The following is a 20811-nucleotide window of genomic DNA, read 5'->3' as shown; positions in this document are numbered from 1 at the left end:
CGAACCATGAGCAGCGACAACACCCTGCAGACTCCCGCGCGGCCCGCAGCCGCCGATCCGGCCAGCGCCCGCCAGCAACCGTCGGCCGACCACACCGGCGCGCCGCGCGCGCCAGGCGGGTCGGACGCCCGCACGCAACCGGCACCGGGCGGCGCCGCACCGGCCACGCCGCCGCCCGCAAGACGCAAGCACCTCGTGCGTGCGCTCGTCGCCGCGTTCGCGCTCGGCATCGTCGGCTGGGGCATCTGGTACGGGCTCGTCGGCCGCTGGTACGAGTCCACCGACAACGCATACGCACAAGGCAACGTCGTCGAGCTGACGCCGCAGGTGACGGGCACCGTCGTGTCGATCGACGCGGACGACGGCGACCTCGTCCGCGCCGGCACGCCGCTCGTCCGTCTCGACGCGAGCGACGCGCAGATCGCGCTCGCGGCCGCGCAGGCCGACCTCGCGGCCACGGTGCGCAAGGTGCGCGGCCTGTACAGCAACGAGCGCGGGCTCGCGAACAGCATCGACGGCGCGCGTGCCGATCTCGACGCGCGGCGCACCGCGCTCGACAAGGCGAAGGCAGACTACCGGCGCCGCGAGGATCTCGGCCGCTCCGGCGCGATCTCGCGCGAGGAGCTCGCGCATGCGCTCGATACGCTGACGTCCGCGCAAAGCGCGTACGCCGCCGCGCAAAGCGCGCTCGCGACGTTGAGCGAACAGCACCAGACAAGCAAGGCGCTCGTCGACGACACCGCGGTCGCGTCGCATCCCGACGTCGAGGCCGCGGCCTCGCGGCTGCGCGCGGCCTATCTTGCCCGTGCGCGCACCGACATCGTCGCGCCGGTCACCGGCTATGTCGCCAAGCGCACGGTGCAGGTCGGGCAACGCGTGTCGCCCGGCGTGCCGCTGCTCGCCGTCGTGCCGCTGCGCGAGCTGTGGGTCGACGCGAACTTCACCGAAAAGCAGCTCGAGCACATGCGGATCGGGCAACCGGTCGAGCTGACGGCCGACCTGTACGGCGACGCCGTGCGTTATAAGGGCCGCGTGCAGAGCCTCGGCGTCGGCACCGGCAGCGCGTTCTCGCTGCTGCCCGCGCAGAACGCGACCGGCAACTGGATCAAGATCGTGCAGCGCCTGCCGGTGCGAATCGAACTGACGGATCCATCGCAACTCGACGCGCATCCGCTGCGCATCGGCCTGTCGATGCACGCGCGCGTTGACCAGCACGACCGCAGCGGTGCGATGCTGTCGCGCCGCGCGCAGGACGCGCCGGTGTTCAGGACCGACGTGTACCGCGACGAGCTGGCGCGCGCCGACAGCCTGATCGCCGACGTCGTGCATGCGAACCTGCCGGCGGCGGTGCGTGCGGAGCGTGTGCGATGAGCGGCCCGATGCCGGCCGCGGACGCCGGTTTTCGCCCGTCGAGCGTCGCGCTGACGACGTTCGGCCTCGCGCTCGCGGTGTTCATGCAGGTGCTCGACGGCACCGTCGCGAACGTCTCGCTGCCGACGATCGCCGGCAACTTCGGCGTCAGCACGACGCAGAGCGCATGGGTCGTCACGACGTTCTCGGTCAGCAATGCGATCGCGTTGCCGCTGACCGGGTTTCTCGTCAAGCGTGTCGGGCAGGTCCGGCTGTTCGTGTGGGCGACGCTGGCGTTCACGTTCGCGTCGCTCCTGTGCGGCCTCGCGCAAAACCTGCCGCAGCTCGTCGCGTTCCGCGCGCTGCAGGGCCTCGTGGCCGGGCCGATGATCCCGACCACCCAGGCGCTGATGCTGTCGATCTACCCGCCGCAGCGCCGCGGCTTCGCGCTGTCGATGATCGCGATGGTGACCGTCGTCGCGCCGATCGCGGGCCCCGTGTTCGGCGGCTGGGTGACGGAACATTACTCGTGGCGCTGGGCGTTCCTGATCAATCTGCCGATCGGCGTGTTCGCCGCGATGTGCGTGTTCGCGCAGATGCGCGCGCGCGTCGAGACGACGGTCGCCGCGCGCGTCGACTATGTCGGGCTCGCCGCGCTCGTCGTCGGCGTCGGCGCGCTGCAGATCGTGCTCGACAAGGGCAACGAAGCCGACTGGTTCAATTCGACGTTCATCGTCGTGATGTCGGTGGTCGCCGCGTTCGGGATCGCGCTGTTCCTGATCTGGGAACTCAACGAGCCGAACCCGATCGTGAACCTGCGGCTGTTCGCGCATCGCAACTTCGCGGCCGGCACGCTGACGCTCGTGCTCGCGTACTCGGCGTTCTTCGCGGTCAACGTGATCGTGCCGCAGTGGCTGCAGCGCACGCTCGGCTATACGGCGTTCTGGGCCGGGTTGGCCGTCGCGCCGATGGGCGTGATCCCCGTGCTGATGACGCCGTTCATGGGCAAGTACGCGCCGCGCTTCAACATGCGCGTGCTCGTGTGCTGCGCGTTCGCGATCCTCGGCACGTCGTCGTTCCTGCGCGCGGGCTTCGTACCCGACGTCGACTTCACGCACATCGCGCTGATCCAGCTGCTGCAAGGCCTCGGCCTCGCGCTGTTCATCATGCCGATCAACAGCATCCTGCTGTCCGACCTGAAGCCGGACGAGATCGCCGCGGGCTCCGGCCTGTCGACGTTCCTGCGCACGCTCGGCGCGAGCTTCGCCGTGTCGATCACGTCGTTCCTGTGGGACCGGCGCGCGATCCTGCATCACGCGCAGCTCAGCGAACACCTGAGCAGGTTCGATCCGGCCGTTCGCGCCGAACTCGCGCAGCTGGGCGGCGGCGATCCGCAACGCGCGGCAGCGCTGCTCGGCAACCTGGTCGACGCGCAGGCGTACCAGATCTCGTTCAACGACGTGTCGTTCGCGCTCGGCTGCGTGTATCTCGCCGTGATCGCGGTGGTGTGGTTCGCCCGCCCGCCGTTCGGCCCCGGCGCTGCCGCGAAACGATGAAGCGGGCGCCGCGCGGCCCGTTCCGACCCATGCTGTTCAACTCGATGGAGACTGACCCGATGCCTACCCACCACGCTGGAAACGCGCCGTCCGCACTGGCGGCGCTCGCCGTGTTCGACGTCACGGAATTCCCGCTCGTCGTCGTGCGCAACGACGCCATTGCCTCCCGCGGCTACGCGCAGCGCTGGCTCGACGACATGCACGCGCTGATGCGGCACGGCGAGCCGTTTGTCATGATCTTTCCGCCGGCCCGCCCCGACGAGCCGCACGACGACCGCAAGGAGCGCGGCATGTGGCTCAAGCAGAACCGCGCCGCGCTCGCCGCGGTCTGCCGCGCGCTCGTGTCGGTCGAACCGGACCCGAACGAGCGCGAAGCGGCCATCGCGAACGCATCCGGCATCGAAAAGGCGTTCGGGATCCCGTTCGACGTGACGGCTTCGCTCGACGACGCGAAGCAGGCGGGTCGGCGACGTCTGACCGAGGCGGTCTAGCGCGGCCCGTTCGCGCGCAACGCCTCGAACCGGTTGCGCAAGTCCGCCTGATTGCAGATTCCAACTAATAAACGGGGTGGCTTGTATGAAAGGACTGGATTGTCTGAAATGGTTGGTACCCGGCGACACGGACGCGTCATGGCAGCGGATGACCGACGCGGCCGCCGGCATGGGGTTCGACAAGGTCGTGCTGATCGTGCTGCCGTTTGCCGGCGCATCGTTCGATCTCGCGCGCAAGTGGAGCAGCGGCGTGCCGGGCTGGACGGCGCTGTACCGGCAGCGGCAGTTCGACCGCATCGACCCGATGCTGCAGCATTGCTTCCGTTCGGCGCTGCCGCTCGTCTGGGACGGCGCGCTGTTCGGGCTGCCCGGGCAACGGCCATGCTACGAGGCGGCGGCCGCGTACGGCATGCGCAGCGGCGTCGTGTTGCCCGTGCGCGGCCCGAAGGGGGAGGTCGGCATGCTGTCGTGCGCGAGCGCGGACGATCTCGCCACCACGTGCGAGCGCTGCGACCGGCATCTGGCGGCGCTCACGCTGCTGCGCGACATCGCCTGCGAAGCGATCGCCGGCACGCGCTGCCACGCACCGCCCGACAGCGTGCCGCGTCTGAGCCGACGGGAGGTCGAGTGCCTGCGCTGGCATGCGGCCGGCAAGACCTCGTGGGAAATCGGCCACATCCTGAACGTGACCGAGTCGTGCATCAACTTCCACTTCATGAACATCCGCCGCAAGTTCAACGTGTCACGTCGGCACGAAGCCGTGCTGCGCGCGGTCGAGTGGGGGCTGATCAGCATCTCCGACGTGACCGTGCAGACCTGATGCCGGCGTCCCGTCGAGCCAGCGGTCGAGAAACGCGCTGAGCCACGCGGCCGTCGCGCGGTCGTGCCGGCAGCCTTCGTTCGCCTGCGTCGCGAGATCCTGCGCGCCGGGCACCCCCAGCTTGTGCGCGGCCGCCGTGCTCCAGCGCCGCATCATCGGATAGCTCACTTCCGGATGGAACTGGACACCGTACGCGCGCGGCCCGTAACGGACGGCCTGGTTCTCGAAATGCTCGCCGGTCGCGAGGATCTCGAGCCCCGCGACGCGCTCGAAGCCCTCGCGATGCCACTGATACACGTGCGACGGCCATGAACCGAGCCGCCGGCCGGCCGGCGTCGCGGCGATCGGCCAGTAGCCGATTTCCGCGCGCCCGTCGCGATGCGCGTTCACGCGACCGCCCAGATGGCGGATCATCATCTGCGCGCCGAGGCAGACGCCGAGAAACGGCGCCGCCTCGCGCAGCGGCACGCCGATCCAGTCGATCTCGTCGCGGATCCAGCGATCGCCGTCGTTGGCGCTCATCGGGCCGCCGAACACCACGGCGCCCGCATGGTCGGCGAGCGTCGCCGGCAACGGATCGCCGAGCGGCGGGCGCCGGATGTCGAGCGGATGGCCGCGGGCGGCGAGCAGCCGGCCGATCCGGCCGGGGCTCGACTGTTCGCGATGCAGCACGATCAGGATCGGGCGAAGGGCGGAATGCGTCATGTCGTGAGGTCGGTAGAAGGTCAGCCCGGCTGGCCGCGCAACGCGTCGAACGACACCATCACCTGTTCGCGGTAGGCGGGCCGTCGGCACAGGCGGGCGTACCAGGCCTCGACGTGCGGCAACGGCGGCCGCTCGACGTCGAGCGAGAAATAGCGGAACAGCGTCGCGCCGGCCGGGATGTCGGCCAGGCCCGGCGTCGCGCCGCCGAGAAACGGCTGGGTCGACAGCAGCCGGTCGAGCAGCCGGTAATGCGTCGCGCTGCGCGCGGCCTTGTCGCGCACGATCGCATCGTCGCGCCGCTCCGGCGGCGTTCGCACGAGTGCCCAGAACAACCCGGTCATCACGTCGGGTTCGAGCGCGGTCTGCGACCAGTCCATCCAGCGCTCCGCGCGCGAACGGGCGAACGTGTCGCGGCACCAGAACGGATTGTTCGGCACGCGCGCGGCCAGATAGCGCAGGATCGTGTGCGACTCCCACACGACGTCGCCGTCCCAGTCGATCACCGGGATCCGGCAGGTCGGATTCAGCGCCGCGAACGCGGGCGTCTGCAGCGAGCCGTGCTCGCCGCCGGCCGGAATATGCCGGTAAGGCAGGCCGAGCTCGCCGATGAGCCACAACACCTTCTGCACGTTGAACGACGTGCGGCGGCCCCAGACGGTCAGCATCGCGCGGCATCCTCGCAGGCGGCGGTCGACGCGCATGCCGCGTAGCGGTCGAGGCCCGCCGCCAGATCGGCGATCAGGTCGTCCGCATCCTCGAGTCCGATGTGCAGGCGCACGCCGCAACTGCCGGCCGGCCAGCGCGCCGCGAGGCCGTGCGCGTCCAGTTCGAACGGCAACGCGAGGCTCTCGTAGCCGCCCCACGAATAACCGAGCCCGAACAGCGCCAGATGATCGAGAAACGCGTCGATCGCGTGCGCGGGAGCCGGTTGCAGCACGATCGAGAACAGCCCCGACGCGCCACGGAAATCGCGGCGCCACAGCGCGTGGCCCGCGTCGCCCGGCAACGCCGGATACAGCACGCGCTGCACTTCGGCGCGCGTCGCGAGCCAGCTCGCGACCGCAAGCGCATTGCGCTGATGCTGCCGCAGCCGCACGCCGAGCGTGCGCAACCCGCGCAGCGCGAGATACACGTCGTCGGGGCCGGCGCACAGTCCGAGATCGCCATGCAGTTGCTTCAGCGCGGGCCATGCGCGCGCGTTGGCCGACACCATGCCGAGCATCGCATCCGAGTGCCCGACCAGATACTTGGTGCCGGCCTGGATCGACAGGTCGATCCCGAACGCATGCGGCTGAAAGAACAGCGGCGTGGCCCAGCTGTTGTCCGCGAGGACCAGCGCACCGTGCGTATGCGCGAGCCGCACGAGCGCGGGAATGTCGTGCATGTCGAACGTGTAGGAGCCGGGCACCTCGACGTACAGTGCACGCGTGTTCGGACGAAACGCGGCTGCGACGGGCGTGCTGCCGTCGTACCACGTCGTCTCGACGCCGAGCCGCGCAAGCACGCCTTCGCATGCGTGACGCACCGGGCCGTAGACCGATGCGGTCATCAGCAGATGGTCGCCGGGCTTCAGGCACGACAGCAGCGCGAGCGTGCACGCGGACAGGCCCGACGGGCACAGCACCGCGCCGGCGCCGCCTTCGAGGCTCGTCACCGCGCGCTCGAGCGCGTCCGTCGTCGGCGTGCCGCGACGGCCGTAGATATACGGCTGCGTGCGGTTCAGCAGATCCGACACCGTCGGGCTGAGCACGGTCGACGCATGGTAGACGGGCGGATTGACGAAGCCGTGCCACGCGGCGCTGTCGCGGCCCGCGTGCGCGAGCCGCGTGTCGTCGTGCAGGCCGTCATGCGCGCCGTCGCGCGGCGGCGGCGGTTCGTCACGCTTCACGGCCATAGCGCACACCGTTCCCAGCGCGCGCCCGCGCGACGATAAGCCTGCCGCGCGAAACGGCGCGAACTGTCGGCTCGCCAGAACTCGACTTCGTCGGGGGCCAGCGCATACAGGTGCCAGTCGGGCGACACGAGCGCCGGATCGGCGGCCAGCCGTTCGAGCTGCGCGTCGATCGCACGCGTCAGGTCGGCCGGATCGTCGAGCCGTTCGCTTTGCCGTCCGGCCAGGATACTCGCGCGCGACCGCTCGGGGCGGCTTGCGAAATCGGCATGGCCTTCGGCGTCCGGCAACCGCTCGACCGGGCCGCTCAGCCGGATCTGGCTCGCGATCGCGGGCCAGTAGAACGTCAGCGCCGCGAACGGCCGGTTCGCGAGCTGGCGGCCCTTCGGACTGCGTGCGTTCGCCGCGAAATGCCAGCCGCGCGCGTCGACGTTCAGCAGCACGACGGAACGGGCATCGGGCCGTCCGTCCGGGCGGACCGTCGACAGCGTCGTCACCTGCGGTTCGAGCGCGCCGGCGGTCACGGCCTCGTCGAGCCAGCGTTCGAACTGCGCGTGCGGCGTGTCGGCCCAGTGGTCGGCCGGCACGTGCGGCGCGGCATGCGCGAGGGTTTTCAGCGCCTTCAGGCGCGTGGCGATCGTATCCATGGCGATACTCATGCGATGCCGAATTGCGTCGCGCGGGCGATCAGCCGATGCGCGGCGAGATAGTCGGGGACTTCCGCGAGGAAGCCGTCGACGACGGCGGCGGCCACGCGGCGGCCGCCGGAGGTACGCCGCGCGTGATCGAACGCGTCGATCACGCGGCGGGCGAGGGCGACCTCGTCGGCCGTCGGCGTCAGCACGCGATTGACGACCGGCACGAATTGCGCGTTGACGATCGCTTTCGCCTGGTAGCCAAGGCCGCGCGACACGCGCATGTCGAGTTCCGCGCCTTCGTTGTCGGCATAGCTGTACGGGCAGTCGATCGCGGTCACGCCGACCGCCGCGCATTCGACGCGAAAGCGCGAGCGCACGTAGTCGAGCTCGCGGCCCGCACGGGTGCGCTCGGCGCCCATGTCGGCCACCATGTCCTCGGTCGCGACGAGCACGGCCGACACGCGCGGGCTCGAGCGCGCGATCGCCATCGTGTTCACGAGGCCGAGCGTCGTCTCGACGTTCGGCACCAGTTCGGTCGAGCCCGGCACGATGTCGTATTCGCGCTCGAAGCGCGTGACGGCTTCGTCGAGCGCGACGACCTGCTCGGGCGTCGCGACGTACGACATCATCACGATGTCCGGGCGGCCGCGCATCGCGGCGCGCAGGTCGTCGATGCCGCCCGCGTCGAGGGGATTCACGCGCACGGACGCCAGCACGCCGGCATCGCGCCAGCCCGCGAGCACCCGCTCGCTCAGTTCGCGCGCGGCCGGGCGCCGGTCGGGCGGCGTAAAGGTTTCGAGTTCCTGGATCAGCACATCCGCACCGCTCGCGGTGCCGGCAACGAGCGCATCGTGATCGGCGCCGGCGAGAAACAGCCAGGAGCGGCGCAGGCGGGAAGGGCGTCGGTTCGTCGGTGTCATGCGTGGTTTCCTGTAAGGCGCGCGGTGCGCGTGGCGATGGCGCGGGCGATCAGCCGGCGCGCATCATCTGGTTGAAGATGTTCTTGCGATGCATTTCCTCGGTGCCGCCGACGCTCATGAAGCCCAGTGCGTCCGCCGCGAACGCGGCCACCGGCCCGGCCTGGTAGCCGAGGCTGCCGTACAGCCGCACGAGGCCGAGCGCGCTGTCGACGAGATCCTGAGCGCCGACGAGCTTCGCGATCGAGCATGTCATCAGCGCGTGCGGGTGATCCGTCAGCAATTGCGCGAGCGCGCCGCGCGCGAGCCACGTGCCGCGCTCGATGCCGATCTGCAAATCGACGAGGCGGCGCTGCACGTACTGGTGGACATCGATCGTGCTGTCGAAACTGCGTCGCTCGCGGCAATAGCCGATCGCGTCGCGCAGATAGGGCGCCGTCACCTGGGCGGCGACGAGGCCGTAATAGAGCCGGCCGAGCGAGATGATGTCGATCAGGTTGCCGAGCCCGGCGCCCGGTTCGCCGAGCAGCTGCCCGCGCGTGATCGGACAGTCGTCGAAATGCAGCGCGCCGGTGGGCAGGTCGTCGAGGCCGAGCTTGCGGTCGGGCGGGCTCACCGTGATGCCCGGCTGGTCGCGATCGACGATCACGAGCGCGGTGTTGCGCCGGCCCGGCGTTTCGATGCGCGTGACGACGAGGATGAAACGCGCGAGCGGCGCATGCGCGATATTGAATTTGCTGCCGGTCAGCCTGTAGCCGTCGCCGTGCTCGGCGAGCGTCGTCGCGATGCTGCGCACGTCGGTGCCGGTGCCCGGCTCGGCAATCGCGGTCGCGCTCAGTTCGCCACGCAGGATCGCACCGAAATAGCGGTCCTGCTGCGCGGCCGTGCCATACCGTTCGAGTGCGCGCACCATGCCGGCCTGCGCGATCACCGACAGCAGCAGCGCCGGGCGGCGGATCGATGACGCAAGCCCTTCGAGCGCCGCGGAAAAGTGCCACCAGCCGTGACCGTCGCCGCCATACGTCTGCGGCACGATCATGTCCCACAGTCCTTCCTGCCCGAGCTTCATCCAGCCGGCTTCGTCGAATCCGGCGGGCGCGCGGCCGTCGCGTTCCACGGCGGCGGCGATTCCGGCGCCAATGTCGCGAAACCGCGCCCGCGTCGCGTGCTGCTCCTGCGTCCAGTCAAATGGCATCTGTCGTGTCTCCGGTCGAAGCGGCGCGGCCTTCGACGGCGCGCCAGCGATGACGACAAGGTTAAGGGGGCACGGACAGTGCAGGTACTGGCAGTAGTGGTAGTTGCCGCGCCAATGACGGCGATGACACCGGCACATGGCGTGCCGGCTTCGCGTTGCCGGTCCATTGTTTCCGCACGACCAACTGTGAAGTCTTCCGCCAGGCATTTATCGGGTGGGCGGCCGTCCCGATAATCGATGCATAAGGTCAGGGCAGCGTACGCTGCGATCCGGTGGCGACGCGCCCGACCGGCAGGAAAAGGCGGAGGGCACGATGGATACGATGGCGCCCGAATGGGCGGCCTGCGTCACGGCCAGGCAGGATGCGCCGGCGCTCGGCGTCCGGCGCGTCTGGGACGCGCGGGACGGAACGCCGATCCTCCTGCGTGCGATCGAGCCCGGCGATCTCGACATCGAACGCGAACTGGTCGACCGGCTGTCGAGCCGCAGCCGCTACCTGAGGCTGATGTCCGCACGTAAGCCGACCGAAGACGAATTGATCCGATGGACCCGCATCGATCGCCGGCGGGAAGGCGCGGTGATCGCGACGATCCGCGCCGGCGGTCGCGAGCGTTTGATCGGCGTTGCACGTTATGCGATTGACGATGGAGCAACCGAGATCGTCGAATGCGCGATCGTGATCGACGACGCATGGCAGCGGCAAGGGCTCGGCCGTATGCTGCTGTCGAGCCTGATCGATCTCGCGCGGCGCTCGGGCATGCGGCAGATGGTCGGCACGATGCTGACCGAGAACGATGCGATGAAAGGCCTTGCGCGTTCCGTCGGATTCACGCTGTCGCGCCAGCCGGGGAGTGCATTCGTGACGGATCTGCGGCTCGACCTGGATACCGTTGGGGAGCCTGACGAAGGGCGCTTGCAGGCATCCGGGCCGTCAGGACACGCGGCAAATCACGTGGATTCACCCGCTCTTGCCGGATCGTAGAACAACGCAAAGAGCTCGGATTGCGACCCGACACCGAGCTTTGCGTAGATATGCTTTTTATGCGCACGCACGGTCTCGAACGAGATCGACAGCTTCTCGCCGATCGCGCGCGACGAGAACCCGCTCAACGACAACATCGCCACTTCGATTTCGCGCGTCGTCAACGCACCGCGTCCGCTCTTGCCGGTCAGCGTGCCGAAGCGCGCGTGCGGATCGGGCAGCTCGCTTTCCGTTGCACGCGGCGCCTCCTTCGCGGCGAACGTCTCGAAGCGCAGGCGCTGCTGCATCAACGACAGCACCCACGGCGTGTACAGCGTCAGCAAGGCTATCTCGCGCTCGTCGTACTTGCTCGTCTTGCCGAGCGAAAAACCCAGCGTGTGATCGCGATCGATCACGACGTTGAAATGCACTTCGTCGCCGACGATGTTCTTCTTGAAATAGCGCTGGTAGTACTCGGTCATCCGGAAGTTGTCCGGCGCGACGTCGGCCAGCGTGTAGAAGCCCGACGCCTGCGTTTCGAATGCGGCGAGATAGAACGGATCGAGCTGGTAGAGCGCGGCAAGGTAGTCCTGGAACATCAGGTCGATCTTGCCGTCCGGCATCGCCTGTTCGGCGAGCACGAGCGGCGCGCCATCGCGTGCGAAACGCAGCGCGACCCAGTTGTCGAAATCCAGGTGCCGTTCGAGCACGCGCGTGAGGCGCGCCCAGAAATGCGGGCCATCGAGCGCGTCGATGGCCGAACCAATCTCCCGATGAAAAGCGAGATCTCGCCATTCGAGGTCCATCGTGTGCTCCGGTGAGGGTAACCCTGGTGGGGAATTTCTGGTCAAAAATAATAACCCGATAATCGACCTCACTTCGGCAGGCGGCGGTGGAGGCTGCTTTGCTCGACGAAGCGTCGTATGCGCGATGCAATGGATACGACACGCGAATGAAAGGGTATTGGAAGGAGTGGGCTTCATGCAGGTAGAACTCGCACAACTCGCGCTGGTCGACGGCGACGTCGCACACAACACGCGCAAGGTGATCGACACGATCGGGCGCGTCGATGTGGCAGGTGGCACGAAGCTGGTCGTGTTCCCCGAAACGACACTGTCGGGCTTCCCGACGCGGGACAACGTCGCCGATGTCGCGCAGACGCTCGACGGTCCCGCGTTGTCCGCGGTACGCGATGCGGCACGACAGAAGGGCGTCGCCGTCGCGGTCGGCCTCGCGGAACGCGACGGCGGACGGTTCTACAACAGCACGGTGCTCGTCGACGATCAGGGCGACCTCGTGCTGCGCTATCGCAAGACCCATCTGTGGGCGTCGGATGTCGGCGTATTCACGCCGGGCGACCGTTTCGTAACCTGTCCGTGGAATGGCCTGACGGTGGGCCTGCTGATCTGCTACGACATCGAATTCCCTGAGACGGCGCGCGCGATCGGTGCGCTCGATGCCGATCTGTTGATCGTCACCAACGGCAACATGGATCCGTTCGGCCCCGTGCATCGCCGTGCCATCGCGGCGCGTGCGATGGAGAACCAGATGTTCGCGCTGATGGTGAATCGCTGCGGCTCCGGTGATGACGACCTGACATTCGCCGGCCAGTCCGCACTGGTCGATCCGTTCGGCGAGAGCAGGCTCGAGCTCGGCCGGGACGAAGCCGTCGTGCAGACGAGCCTCGATCTGACGCGTCTCGAAGCAAGCCGCGAACACTACAGCTATCTGCACGACGCACGCGTGACACTCGGTCTCGCGCCCATCGAGGAGCCGAACGGACGCCGCGCGCTGATGATCGGCGCGCGCCGTCACCGCACCGGGTAATCCGGCTCACTCGCTGTTCCTCTGCGACATCGCACGGGCGTCACGCCCGGCGGTGCCGGCTCATTCCATTGAAAGGCCTGCCACAGGCACTCGATCGGCCTCGAAGGCCCAGGAGATAACATGCAAGCGTCGTCATCCCACGAACCCGCGCGCCTGAAGCGCACGCTCGGCTTGCCCTCCGTGCTGCTGTTCGGCCTCGCCTATATGGCGCCGCTGATTGTCTACGGTACGTACGGCGTGCTCGCCAAGGCCAGCGACGACACGGCCGCGCTCGCGTACCTGCTCGCTCTGGTGGCCATTGCGTTCACCGCGCTCAGCTACGGCAAGCTTGCACGGCTCTTTCCGGCGGCAGGTTCCGCTTACACATACACGCGCAAGACGTTCAACCCGCATCTGGGCTTCATGATCGGCTGGGCGACGCTGCTCGACTATTTTTTCCTGCCGATGGTGATCTGGCTGATCGGCGCGGCCTATCTGAACGCGGCATTTCCGCATGTGCCGACGTGGATCTGGATCGTCGCGTTCATCGTGCTGACGAGCGGCCTGAACATCGTCGGCATCGAACTGGCGGCACGCTTCAACATCGTGCTGATGATCGTGCAACTGGCGATCGTCGCGATGTTCGTCGTGCTGTGCTGGCACTACGCGTCGGCGGCGGCAGGCGCGGGCGGTATCGCGATGGCGGAGCCGTTCTTCAAGCCGCATGTGCCGTTCGGCGCGACGATGGCCGGTGCCGCGATCGCCGCGTACTCGTACCTCGGCTTCGACGCCGTATCGACGCTGACCGAGGAAACGATCGATCCGAAAAAGAACATGCCGCGCGCGATCCTGCTGATTGCGCTGATCGGTGGCGCGATCTTCGTGATCGCTGCGTACACGATGCAGCTCGCACACCCCGGCGTCGAGTTCAAGGACACGGATTCGGCTGCATTCGAAGTCGCGAGGATGATCGGCGGCGACCTGTTCGTGACGGTGTTCCTGGCAGGCCTGATCCTCGCGCAGTTCGCATCGGGCATCTCCGCGCAGGCGAGCGTCGGCCGGCTGCTGTATGCGATGGGCCGCGATGAAATCCTGCCGAAGCGGATCTTCGGGTTCATTCACCCGCGCTTCAAGACGCCCGCGATCAACATCACGCTGGCCGGCGTCGTCGGATTGATCGCGTTGAAGCTGGATGTCGCCACGTCGACGTCGTTCATCAACTTCGGTGCGTTCCTTGCCTTTACGGCCGTCAATCTGTGCGTGATTCGGCTGTACCTGTCGGGCAATCACGGCGGCGAGCGCAGGATCGGCGTGCTCGGCGGCATCGTCTTTCCGGTGATCGGCGCGGTGGCCGATATATGGCTGCTCGTCAGCCTCGAGAAGACGGCGCTCGTGCTCGGCGTCGTGTGGTTCGCGCTCGGGCTCGTGTATCTGTGCTGGATTACGCGGCTGTTTCGGCAGGCACCGCCGGAAGTGGCGATTTGACGGGACGCGACGAAACCGATGACCAGCCGGCCGCCGGTCAGCTTACGCGGCCCGAATGCGGACATCTCTATGTAGCCAAAAGCGGACATTTCTATCTAGCCGCTACAACGTGAACTATCGATAATTATGATTATGTCAAATACGATAAAGTCGACTGCACGGCGTGCTGCTAGCCAAGCATCCTCGCATTCGAACCTTGCACCTCCGCCTTTGCCTTGAGTAAAGCCGCCTGCTAGTCCAGCTCATTCCTCGTCGTCCCGGCGCGGGCCGCGCGCCGGGACCGGTTGCCGCCTGGCGGTTTCCTCCCTGTCAGAACCGGTACGTCGCCCCGATCTGGAAGAAGCGGCCAAGGTCCGTGTAGAGCGACTGGTCATAGCCAGTGATGTCGGGCACGGCTTGCCACTCGACGTCGAACGGCGGCTTCTTGTCGAAGAGGTTCGTGATGCCGCCGTAAATCGTCCAATGCTTGAAGCCGCGATAGTTGAACATGAGGTTGAACTGGCTGTACGACGCCACCGATCCCGTACCGCCGTCGCCGAATTCCGCGGCCACGGCGTTCGTATAGGGTCCCGTGTATTGCCAGGTCAGCGTGGTGGTCAGCTGCCGGTAGTCCCAGCTCAGGCTCGTGTTGCCCTTCCAGCGCGGGTTGCTCGCGCCGAACGGCTGCAGCAGCGCAAGGTTGTTGCCGGCGAAGTCCTGCGGTGCAGTTCCGGGGCTGTGCAGCTTGAAGTGCCACACATAGGCCCAGTCGCCTGCGAGCGTGAACGTGCCGTACTTGGTGCGCACCGCCTTGCGGAAGTTGAGATCGAAACCATCGGTGTCGAGCGCACCGAGGTTCACGAAATGCTGAACGAGGTAACGCACCGATCCGTCGGCGTTGCGCACGACGCGGGAGGGATCGTTGGCGACGAGCACCGCGTTCGGATCGTCGGTGCCGATGACGCCGTCGATGCGGACCTTGTAGAACGCCGCGCCGATATCGGTCATCGCATCGGGCGAAAGCTGGAAGCCGATGTTGTAGTTCTTCGTGTGCTCGGGCTGAAGATTCGGATTGCCCGCGACTTGCTCCGTCGTGAAGTGCTTCGTCGGCACACCGCTCGGATCGTTCGGATCGACGAGGTTCTGGTGAGAGAGATAGACGGCCTGCGAGTTTTCGACGAGGGTCGGCGCGCGGAAGCCGCGACTGTACGATGCATACGTCGTCAGCATCTGCACCGGCTGGAAACGCAGCGCAAAACTCGGCGAAAACGCCCCGCCGAAGTCGCTGTAGTGATCGTAGCGGCCCGCCTGCGTGAACGTCAGGTTGCGCAGGATCGGAATGTCGACCTGGTAGAACGCGGCGGCGACGTTGCGCGACCCCTCCACCGTCTGCACGTTCGCGGGCGCGGATACGCCCTGCGACGCGAGCGTCTGCGGGTTGATCGTCGACGATTCGTGGCGGAACTCGGTGCCCAGGCCCAGGCCGACCGGGCCGCCGGGCAGCGTGAAGAGATTCGACGTCGAGGCCTTGGCTGTCACGCTGTCGATCTTCGAGATGGCCTGCTGATCGTCGTCCGTGAAAACGCCGTTCAGGCCGTTTGGCGTGGCGGCCGGGTTCGAGAAGTTGTAGGTGCCGTTCGCGAGCATGTTCTCGAGGCCCGCGACGTTGATCCGGTTGCGATACGTCGTATCGACCGTGCTCTGCGAATGACCGTAATCGGCCGACCAGTCCCATGCGCCGAATCTGCCCGCATCGAACGAACCTTTGACGCCCGTGTTCGCCATCCAGAACGTCGATACCGTGTCCGCCCCCACGACGTTGCCCGGGAAGGTCAGGTTGATCGCCGTCGGCACACCGAACGGGTTATAGGGGTTGCTCACCGGTACGGTGCGCGGCAGCGGCGAAACGGACCCGGTCGCCGGGTTGTAGACGTTCGTCGTGCTCGAGATCGAGGCCGGTCCCTGCAGCTGGACGGTTTCATCGCGGCTCACCCAGAAGCCCGCATAGGCTTGCGTGTTGTCGTCGATCTTGAAGGTGGCGCGCACCTTCGCGTTCAGGCGCGTCGTGGACGGAACGAGCGATGTCGACGCGGCCGGGTTGTACGTGCAATTGGTCGCGCTCGTCTTGCTGCCCGGCGGGCACGGCGAAAGCGGCACCTTGGAGCCGTCCGCCAGCGACCAGTACGATTGCTGGTTCGGCCCGAGCGGCGCTGCCAGCCCGCCGGGATATTGCGTGAAGTCTTGCGCCGACGTCATGTCGCGATCGCCGAGCGTCGAGCCCGAATCGCGGTAATAGCTGGCGGCCGCGGTGACGTTGAAGCGGTCCGAATTCAGATCGCCGAAGCCGGCCAGTACGCTGAAGTTACCCTGCCCGTCGCCCGGATGCTGCGCCTTGCCGAGTTGGCCGTCGATCTGCAGGCCCTGAAAGTTCTTCTTCGTAATGATGTTGACGACGCCCGCGATCGCGTCGGAGCCATAGACGGATACCGCACCGGTCTTGACGATCTCGACGCGCTCCACCATGTTCAGCGGGATCGCGTTGACATCGAAGAACGTGTCGGTGAAGTTCACCGACTGCGCATAGTTCGCGACGCGCTGGCCGTCGACGAGCACGAGCGTGTATTTCTCGCTGAGCCCGCGCAACGCCATGCCGGCGCCGCCGGGGGCCGAGCTGTTCATCGTCGTCTGGCCCCAGCTGCTTGCGGAGTTGGCCGAGGTCGAACGCAGGAAATCGGCGACCGTCGTGTATCCGCTTTGCTGGATTTCCTTCGCGGTGATGACCTGCACTTCGGTGTGACCGACCTTGTCGGATGTGCGGATCAGCGAGCCCGTCACCTCGAACTTGTCGAGCTTCTTCACGGTCTGCCCGCCCGCGGTGGCGCCAGATGCCGGCGCGGGCGCGGCGGCGGCAGCGCTGCCGGTTTGCTCGGCGGCGACGCTCCCGTCGACAGGCGTTGTCTGCGCGTAAGCGGAGGTACCCAAAGCCGCCGTCAACGCGACTTCAGCCCATACGATGCTGCGTATTGCCGACCCCAAAGCCGTTGGTTTCATAACACCCCTCTGTCGTCGCAAGGCCTGACCTTTTTGTATGCACGGAGATTCGCCGGCCTTTAAATAGCGCTGCCCCGCTTTCCTGATTCATCATCTGGCGATCGCAACCATTCCGTTCGCCCGCTCATTTCTTTCAACGTTATTTCTTCTACTGCCACGCCGAATGAACTTGAATTACAAGAAACGGCATCCCTATTGAGTTAGGAAACCTAATTACATGATTCGATCTTTCCGCGCATCGAACGGCTGCAAAAAAGCTGCACCCTGGAACATTCGCACCATGGCGCCTCGTCAATTGGCCCGTACGCGTTGCCAGGAAAGGCAGCCGCTCGTTGAATGACTGCTTTACGCCTTCACTTTGAAAGCCTTAATACACGGAATCTTCATTACCGTTCACTACCAAAGTTTTACGTTGGACGCGAACATAGCAGGACAGAATCTATGCGTCAAAAAATATTTGATGCCACATAACTTTGTTTAGGTGCATTGAGCGCACTCGGTTGGTGCCGAATGAAAGCGATATGGTTCACCAGCCGATACCGTTGTCTTGTCTTCCTTGTTTGGCTGCTTTTCACCCCCTCGCGAATGCGCCGCAATGGAGCACACGGCCGGTACTCGTCAGCCAAAACTTTTTTGTTTAGCAAAGAGCGGGCACTCATCCTGAGAACAGATCGGACTCTTGATGGAGCAGCTCTTCGCGCACGTGCGCGGCGTCGCGCACCGGCGAGTTGACAGCCTTCGTGTGGAACACCCGTCGCGACCATCAATCGGTCTCCAGATTCCCGGGCGTTTCCACGCGCTGCGCGTCGCGCTTCGTCACCGCCGCATGCCGCCCGCGCCGGCCTATGGACACGACTACCCGAAACGCCACCGGCGCGAACACCAGCCCGAACACTGTCGCCGCCAGCACGCCCCCGAACGCGCCGATTCCGATCGAACGCCGGCTTTCCGCACCCGCGCCGGTCGCCAGCACCAACGGCACGACGCCGAGCAGAAACGCCATCGACGTCATCACGATCGGCCGAAACCGCGCAGCCGCCGCCTCCACCACCGCCTGCCGCAGCGGCACGCCGCGCCCGACGAGCTCACGCGCGAACTGCACGATCAGAATTGCATTCTTCGCTGACAACCCGATCACGGTAATCATCCCGACCTTGAAGTACACGTCGTTCGGCATCCCGCGCGCGAGCGCCGCCGCCAATGCCCCCACGATGCCGAGCGGCACGATCGTCAGCACCGACAACGGAATCGTCCAGCTTTCGTACAGCGCGGCAAGCGCCATGAACACCGCGAGCACCGACAACCCGACCAGCAGCGGCGTCTGCCGCGCGGCGATCCGCTCCTCGCGCGCCGCGTCCACCCAGTCGTAGCCGATCCCGGCCGGCAGCATCGCGGCAAGCCGCTCCATCTCCGCCATCGCCGCGCCCGAACTGGTGTGGGTCGCCGCCCGGCCGCTGACGTCGAGCGACGGATAGCCGTCGTAGCGATTCAGCATCACGGGGCCGACCGTCCAGTGCGGCGCGGCGATGGCCGACAGCGGCACCATGTCCCCCGTGCGGTTGGGCACCGTCAGCGCCATCAGTTGCGCGTCGGTCGCGCGTGCGGCCGGATCTGCCTCGATGATCACGCGGCGCATCCGGCCCGACGCCGGAAAATCGTTGATGTAGTTCGAGCCGAACGTACCGCCGAGCAGCCCCGCGATACGCTCGAACGGCACGCCAAGCGCATACGCCTTCGCGCGATCGACGTCGAGCTCGATGCGCGGCGCATCGGGCAAGTCCTCGAAATGCACGGACGCGAGCGCCGGGTCCGCCTTCGCGCGCGCGGCCATCTGCTCGCGAGCGGCCTTCAGCGTGTCGAGCCCGACCCCGCCACGATCCTCGAGACGGAACGTGAAGCCGTCCGCGTGACCGAGGCCGGGCACCGATGGCGGCAGCGTCGCTTGTACGTCGCCGTCGAGAATCCCGTCGAAGCGCCGGTTGAGGCGATCACGCAACGTCATCGCATCGACGTCGCGCTGCGTCCAGTCCTTCAACTCGACGAATGCCATCGCGACGTTCTGTCCGCTGCCCGCGAAACTCCAGCCGATCACGCTCGTCACGTTCGCGACGGCCCGCTCCGCGCGCAGAATCGCCTCGACGCGCTGGACGACCGCCACCGTGCGCGCTTGCGTCGCGCCAGCCGGCAACTGGATCATCACCTGCAGTTGCCCCTGGTCTTCGGTCGGCAGGAAGCCGCCCGGCATCATCCAGGACAGCAGCCCGCACACGGCCACGAGCGCGGCATAGAGGCCCGCGACCGTGCCCGTGCGGCGTACCGCCGACACGGTCACGCGCCGATAGCCGGCCTCGGCCCGCGCGAACGCGACGCCGAAGCGGTCGGCCAGGCGCGCGCCGAGGCTGCGTCGCGGCACGTGGGCGCCTTCGCGACGGCCGACCGGTTTCAGCAGATTCGCGCACAGCGCCGGCGTGAGCGACAGCGCCATGAACGACGACACGAGCATCGACGCGATCATCGACACCGCGAACTGCCGGTAAATGCCGCCGACGCTGCCCGGGAAGAACGCCATCGGCACGAACACGGCCGTCAGCACCGCCGTCACGCCGACGATCGCCCCGCCGATCCGCTTCATCGCGAGGCGCGTCGCCTCGCGCGGCGACACGCCCTCCTCCATCACGCGGTGCACGCTCTCGACCACGACGATCGCATCGTCGACGAGAATGCCGATCGCCAGCACGAGGCCGAACATCGTGAACACGTTGATCGACAGCCCGAACGCCCACATCGCGACGAACGCGCCCATCAGCGTGACCGGAATCACGACGGTCGGCACGAGCGTGTAGCGCAGCTCGCGCAGGAACAGCCACATCACGCAGAACACCAGCACGACGGCCTCGACGAGCGTCAGCACGACTTCCCGAAGGGCGATCGTCACGAAATGCGCGCCGTCGAATGGAATCTCGACCGCGACGCCCGGCGGCAGCGTCTTCGACAGCTCGGCAAGCCGCGCCCGAATCGCGTTCGACGTCTGGAGCGCGTTGCCGCGCGGGCCGAGCTGGATCCCGACGGTAGCCGCCGGGCGGCCGTTCAGCCGGGAATAGAACGAATAGTCGTCGCGGCCGATTTCGACGCGGGCGACGTCGGCGACACGCACCACCGAACCGTCCTGCTTCGACTTCAGCACGATCCGGCCGAACTCCTCCGGCGACGTCAGTTGCCCCTTGACGACGATCGTCGCGGTGAGCTGCTGGCCGCGCTCGAACGGCGCATCGCCGATCGCGCCGGCCGTGACCGTCGCGTTCTGCACGCCGATCGCGGCGATCACGTCGTCGGCGCCGAGGTCGTATTCGCGCAACTTGTTCGGATCGAGCCAGACCCGCAGCGCCTCGTCGGCGTCCCACAGCTGGGCCGCGCCGACGCCCGGCGCACGCTTCAGTTCGCGCAGCACGTAACGGTTCAGATAGTCGCCGAGCTGGGCGGAGTCGCGCGTGCCGTCGGTCGACGTCAGCGTGACGAGCATCAGGAACGTGTTGGCGGCCTTGAACACGCCGATGCCCTGCTGCACGACCTGCTGCGGCAGCCGCGGCTCGACCTGCTTCAGCCGGTTGTTGACGTCGACGAGCGCGATGTCCGGATCCGTGCCGGGCGCGAACGTCACGTCGATCTCGAGATTGCCGTGACCGTCGCTGCTCGTTTCGTAGTACTGCAGCCCGTCGGCGCCGTCGAGGCTTTCCTCGATGATGCTGCCGACGGCGCCGTCGACCGTCTCGGTCGACGCGCCCGGATAGGCCGCCGTGATCACGACGCGTGGCGGCGCAAGGCGCGGATACTGCGCGACCGGCAATTGCGGAATGGCGAGCACGCCCGCGACGACGATCGCGAGCGCGACGATCCACGCAAACACCGGGCGGTCGATGAAGAACGACGGCATCGGCGTGCGTCAGCGAACGGTGCGGGCGCGCCGCG

The 20811-nt window shown here is 67.1% G+C and carries 16 protein-coding genes; 7 read left to right on the top strand and 9 right to left on the bottom strand.

Features of this window, described 5'->3' with window-relative positions; all coding sequences use genetic code 11:
* Nucleotides 1-6: 6 nt before the first annotated feature.
* From KPB06_RS16110 to KPB06_RS16095, 4 genes are all read left to right on the top strand, one after another.
* Complete coding sequence (locus KPB06_RS16110; protein WP_081059345.1) at nucleotides 7-1371, top strand: HlyD/EmrA/EmrK family protein; 1365 nt, start codon at nucleotides 7-9, stop codon at nucleotides 1369-1371.
* Nucleotides 1368-2906 carry a DHA2 family efflux MFS transporter permease subunit gene (locus KPB06_RS16105; protein ID WP_059585359.1) on the top strand — a complete coding sequence of 513 codons (1539 nt, stop codon included), beginning with the start codon at nucleotides 1368-1370 and terminating at the stop codon, nucleotides 2904-2906. The genes KPB06_RS16110 and KPB06_RS16105 overlap by 4 nt, the downstream gene beginning before the upstream one ends.
* Before the next feature lie 59 nt (nucleotides 2907-2965).
* The gene (locus KPB06_RS16100; protein ID WP_059585360.1) at nucleotides 2966-3397 is read left to right on the top strand and encodes a hypothetical protein; all 432 of its coding nucleotides are present in this window, start codon (nucleotides 2966-2968) and stop codon (nucleotides 3395-3397) included.
* 85 nt (nucleotides 3398-3482) lie between these two features.
* Nucleotides 3483-4217 (top strand): autoinducer binding domain-containing protein, encoded by a 735-nt coding sequence (locus KPB06_RS16095; protein WP_059608823.1) that lies wholly within the window; start codon nucleotides 3483-3485, stop codon nucleotides 4215-4217.
* Here KPB06_RS16095 and KPB06_RS16090 read toward each other — a convergent pair.
* From KPB06_RS16090 to KPB06_RS16065, 6 genes are read right to left on the bottom strand one after another with little or no spacing between them, the layout of a single operon-like run.
* Nucleotides 4140-4922, bottom strand: coding sequence for a glutamine amidotransferase (locus tag KPB06_RS16090; protein ID WP_063896780.1), 783 nt, complete (start codon nucleotides 4920-4922; stop codon nucleotides 4140-4142). The genes KPB06_RS16095 and KPB06_RS16090 overlap by 78 nt on opposite strands.
* A gap of 20 nt (nucleotides 4923-4942) precedes the next feature.
* Nucleotides 4943-5587 carry a glutathione S-transferase family protein gene (locus KPB06_RS16085; RefSeq protein ID WP_063892451.1) on the bottom strand — a complete coding sequence of 215 codons (645 nt, stop codon included), beginning with the start codon at nucleotides 5585-5587 and terminating at the stop codon, nucleotides 4943-4945.
* Nucleotides 5581-6816 (bottom strand): cystathionine beta-lyase, encoded by a 1236-nt coding sequence (metC, locus tag KPB06_RS16080; RefSeq protein ID WP_059585363.1) that lies wholly within the window; start codon nucleotides 6814-6816, stop codon nucleotides 5581-5583. The genes KPB06_RS16085 and metC overlap by 7 nt, the downstream gene beginning before the upstream one ends.
* Nucleotides 6807-7460: a pyridoxine/pyridoxamine 5'-phosphate oxidase gene (locus KPB06_RS16075; protein ID WP_059585364.1), complete on the bottom strand. Its 654-nt coding sequence runs from the start codon at nucleotides 7458-7460 to the stop codon at nucleotides 6807-6809. Before KPB06_RS16075 ends, metC begins: the two co-directional genes overlap by 10 nt.
* Nucleotides 7461-7468: 8 nt before the next feature.
* Nucleotides 7469-8371, bottom strand: coding sequence for an HpcH/HpaI aldolase/citrate lyase family protein (locus tag KPB06_RS16070; protein ID WP_059585365.1), 903 nt, complete (start codon nucleotides 8369-8371; stop codon nucleotides 7469-7471).
* 49 nt (nucleotides 8372-8420) lie between these two features.
* Complete coding sequence (locus KPB06_RS16065; protein ID WP_059585366.1) at nucleotides 8421-9563, bottom strand: acyl-CoA dehydrogenase family protein; 1143 nt, start codon at nucleotides 9561-9563, stop codon at nucleotides 8421-8423.
* 214 nt (nucleotides 9564-9777) lie between these two features.
* On the opposite strand from KPB06_RS16065, the gene KPB06_RS16060 reads away from it, so the two are divergent.
* Nucleotides 9778-10545, top strand: coding sequence for a GNAT family N-acetyltransferase (locus KPB06_RS16060; RefSeq protein ID WP_124658034.1), 768 nt, complete (start codon nucleotides 9778-9780; stop codon nucleotides 10543-10545).
* Here the strand turns inward: KPB06_RS16060 and KPB06_RS16055 are convergent.
* Nucleotides 10512-11330: a response regulator transcription factor gene (locus tag KPB06_RS16055; protein WP_059585368.1), complete on the bottom strand. Its 819-nt coding sequence runs from the start codon at nucleotides 11328-11330 to the stop codon at nucleotides 10512-10514. The two genes, KPB06_RS16060 and KPB06_RS16055, sit on opposite strands and share 34 nt — an antisense overlap.
* Before the next feature lie 175 nt (nucleotides 11331-11505).
* On the opposite strand from KPB06_RS16055, the gene KPB06_RS16050 reads away from it, so the two are divergent.
* Both KPB06_RS16050 and KPB06_RS16045 read left to right on the top strand, forming a co-directional pair.
* Entirely contained in the window at nucleotides 11506-12351 is an 846-nt protein-coding gene (locus tag KPB06_RS16050; RefSeq protein WP_059585369.1) for a carbon-nitrogen hydrolase family protein, read from the top strand.
* A gap of 120 nt (nucleotides 12352-12471) precedes the next feature.
* Nucleotides 12472-13815: an APC family permease gene (locus tag KPB06_RS16045; protein WP_059585370.1), complete on the top strand. Its 1344-nt coding sequence runs from the start codon at nucleotides 12472-12474 to the stop codon at nucleotides 13813-13815.
* A 309-nt stretch (nucleotides 13816-14124) separates the two neighbouring features.
* Here the strand turns inward: KPB06_RS16045 and KPB06_RS16040 are convergent, their stop codons facing one another.
* Together KPB06_RS16040 and KPB06_RS16035 are read right to left on the bottom strand one after the other, a co-directional pair.
* On the bottom strand, nucleotides 14125-16845 hold the full coding sequence (locus KPB06_RS16040) for a TonB-dependent receptor plug domain-containing protein (protein WP_059583399.1): 2721 nt from the start codon (nucleotides 16843-16845) through the stop codon (nucleotides 14125-14127).
* Between the two features lie 763 nt (nucleotides 16846-17608).
* The gene (locus tag KPB06_RS16035; protein ID WP_059583401.1) at nucleotides 17609-20776 is read right to left on the bottom strand and encodes a multidrug efflux RND transporter permease subunit; all 3168 of its coding nucleotides are present in this window, start codon (nucleotides 20774-20776) and stop codon (nucleotides 17609-17611) included.
* Between the last annotated feature and the right edge of the window lie 35 nt (nucleotides 20777-20811).

The organism is Burkholderia semiarida, from assembly GCF_029268935.1.
In the GTDB taxonomy this organism is placed as follows: domain Bacteria; phylum Pseudomonadota; class Gammaproteobacteria; order Burkholderiales; family Burkholderiaceae; genus Burkholderia; species Burkholderia semiarida.
The sequence above is the reverse complement of the archived record's forward strand: the minus strand, read 5'-3'. Positions and strand labels throughout refer to the sequence as shown.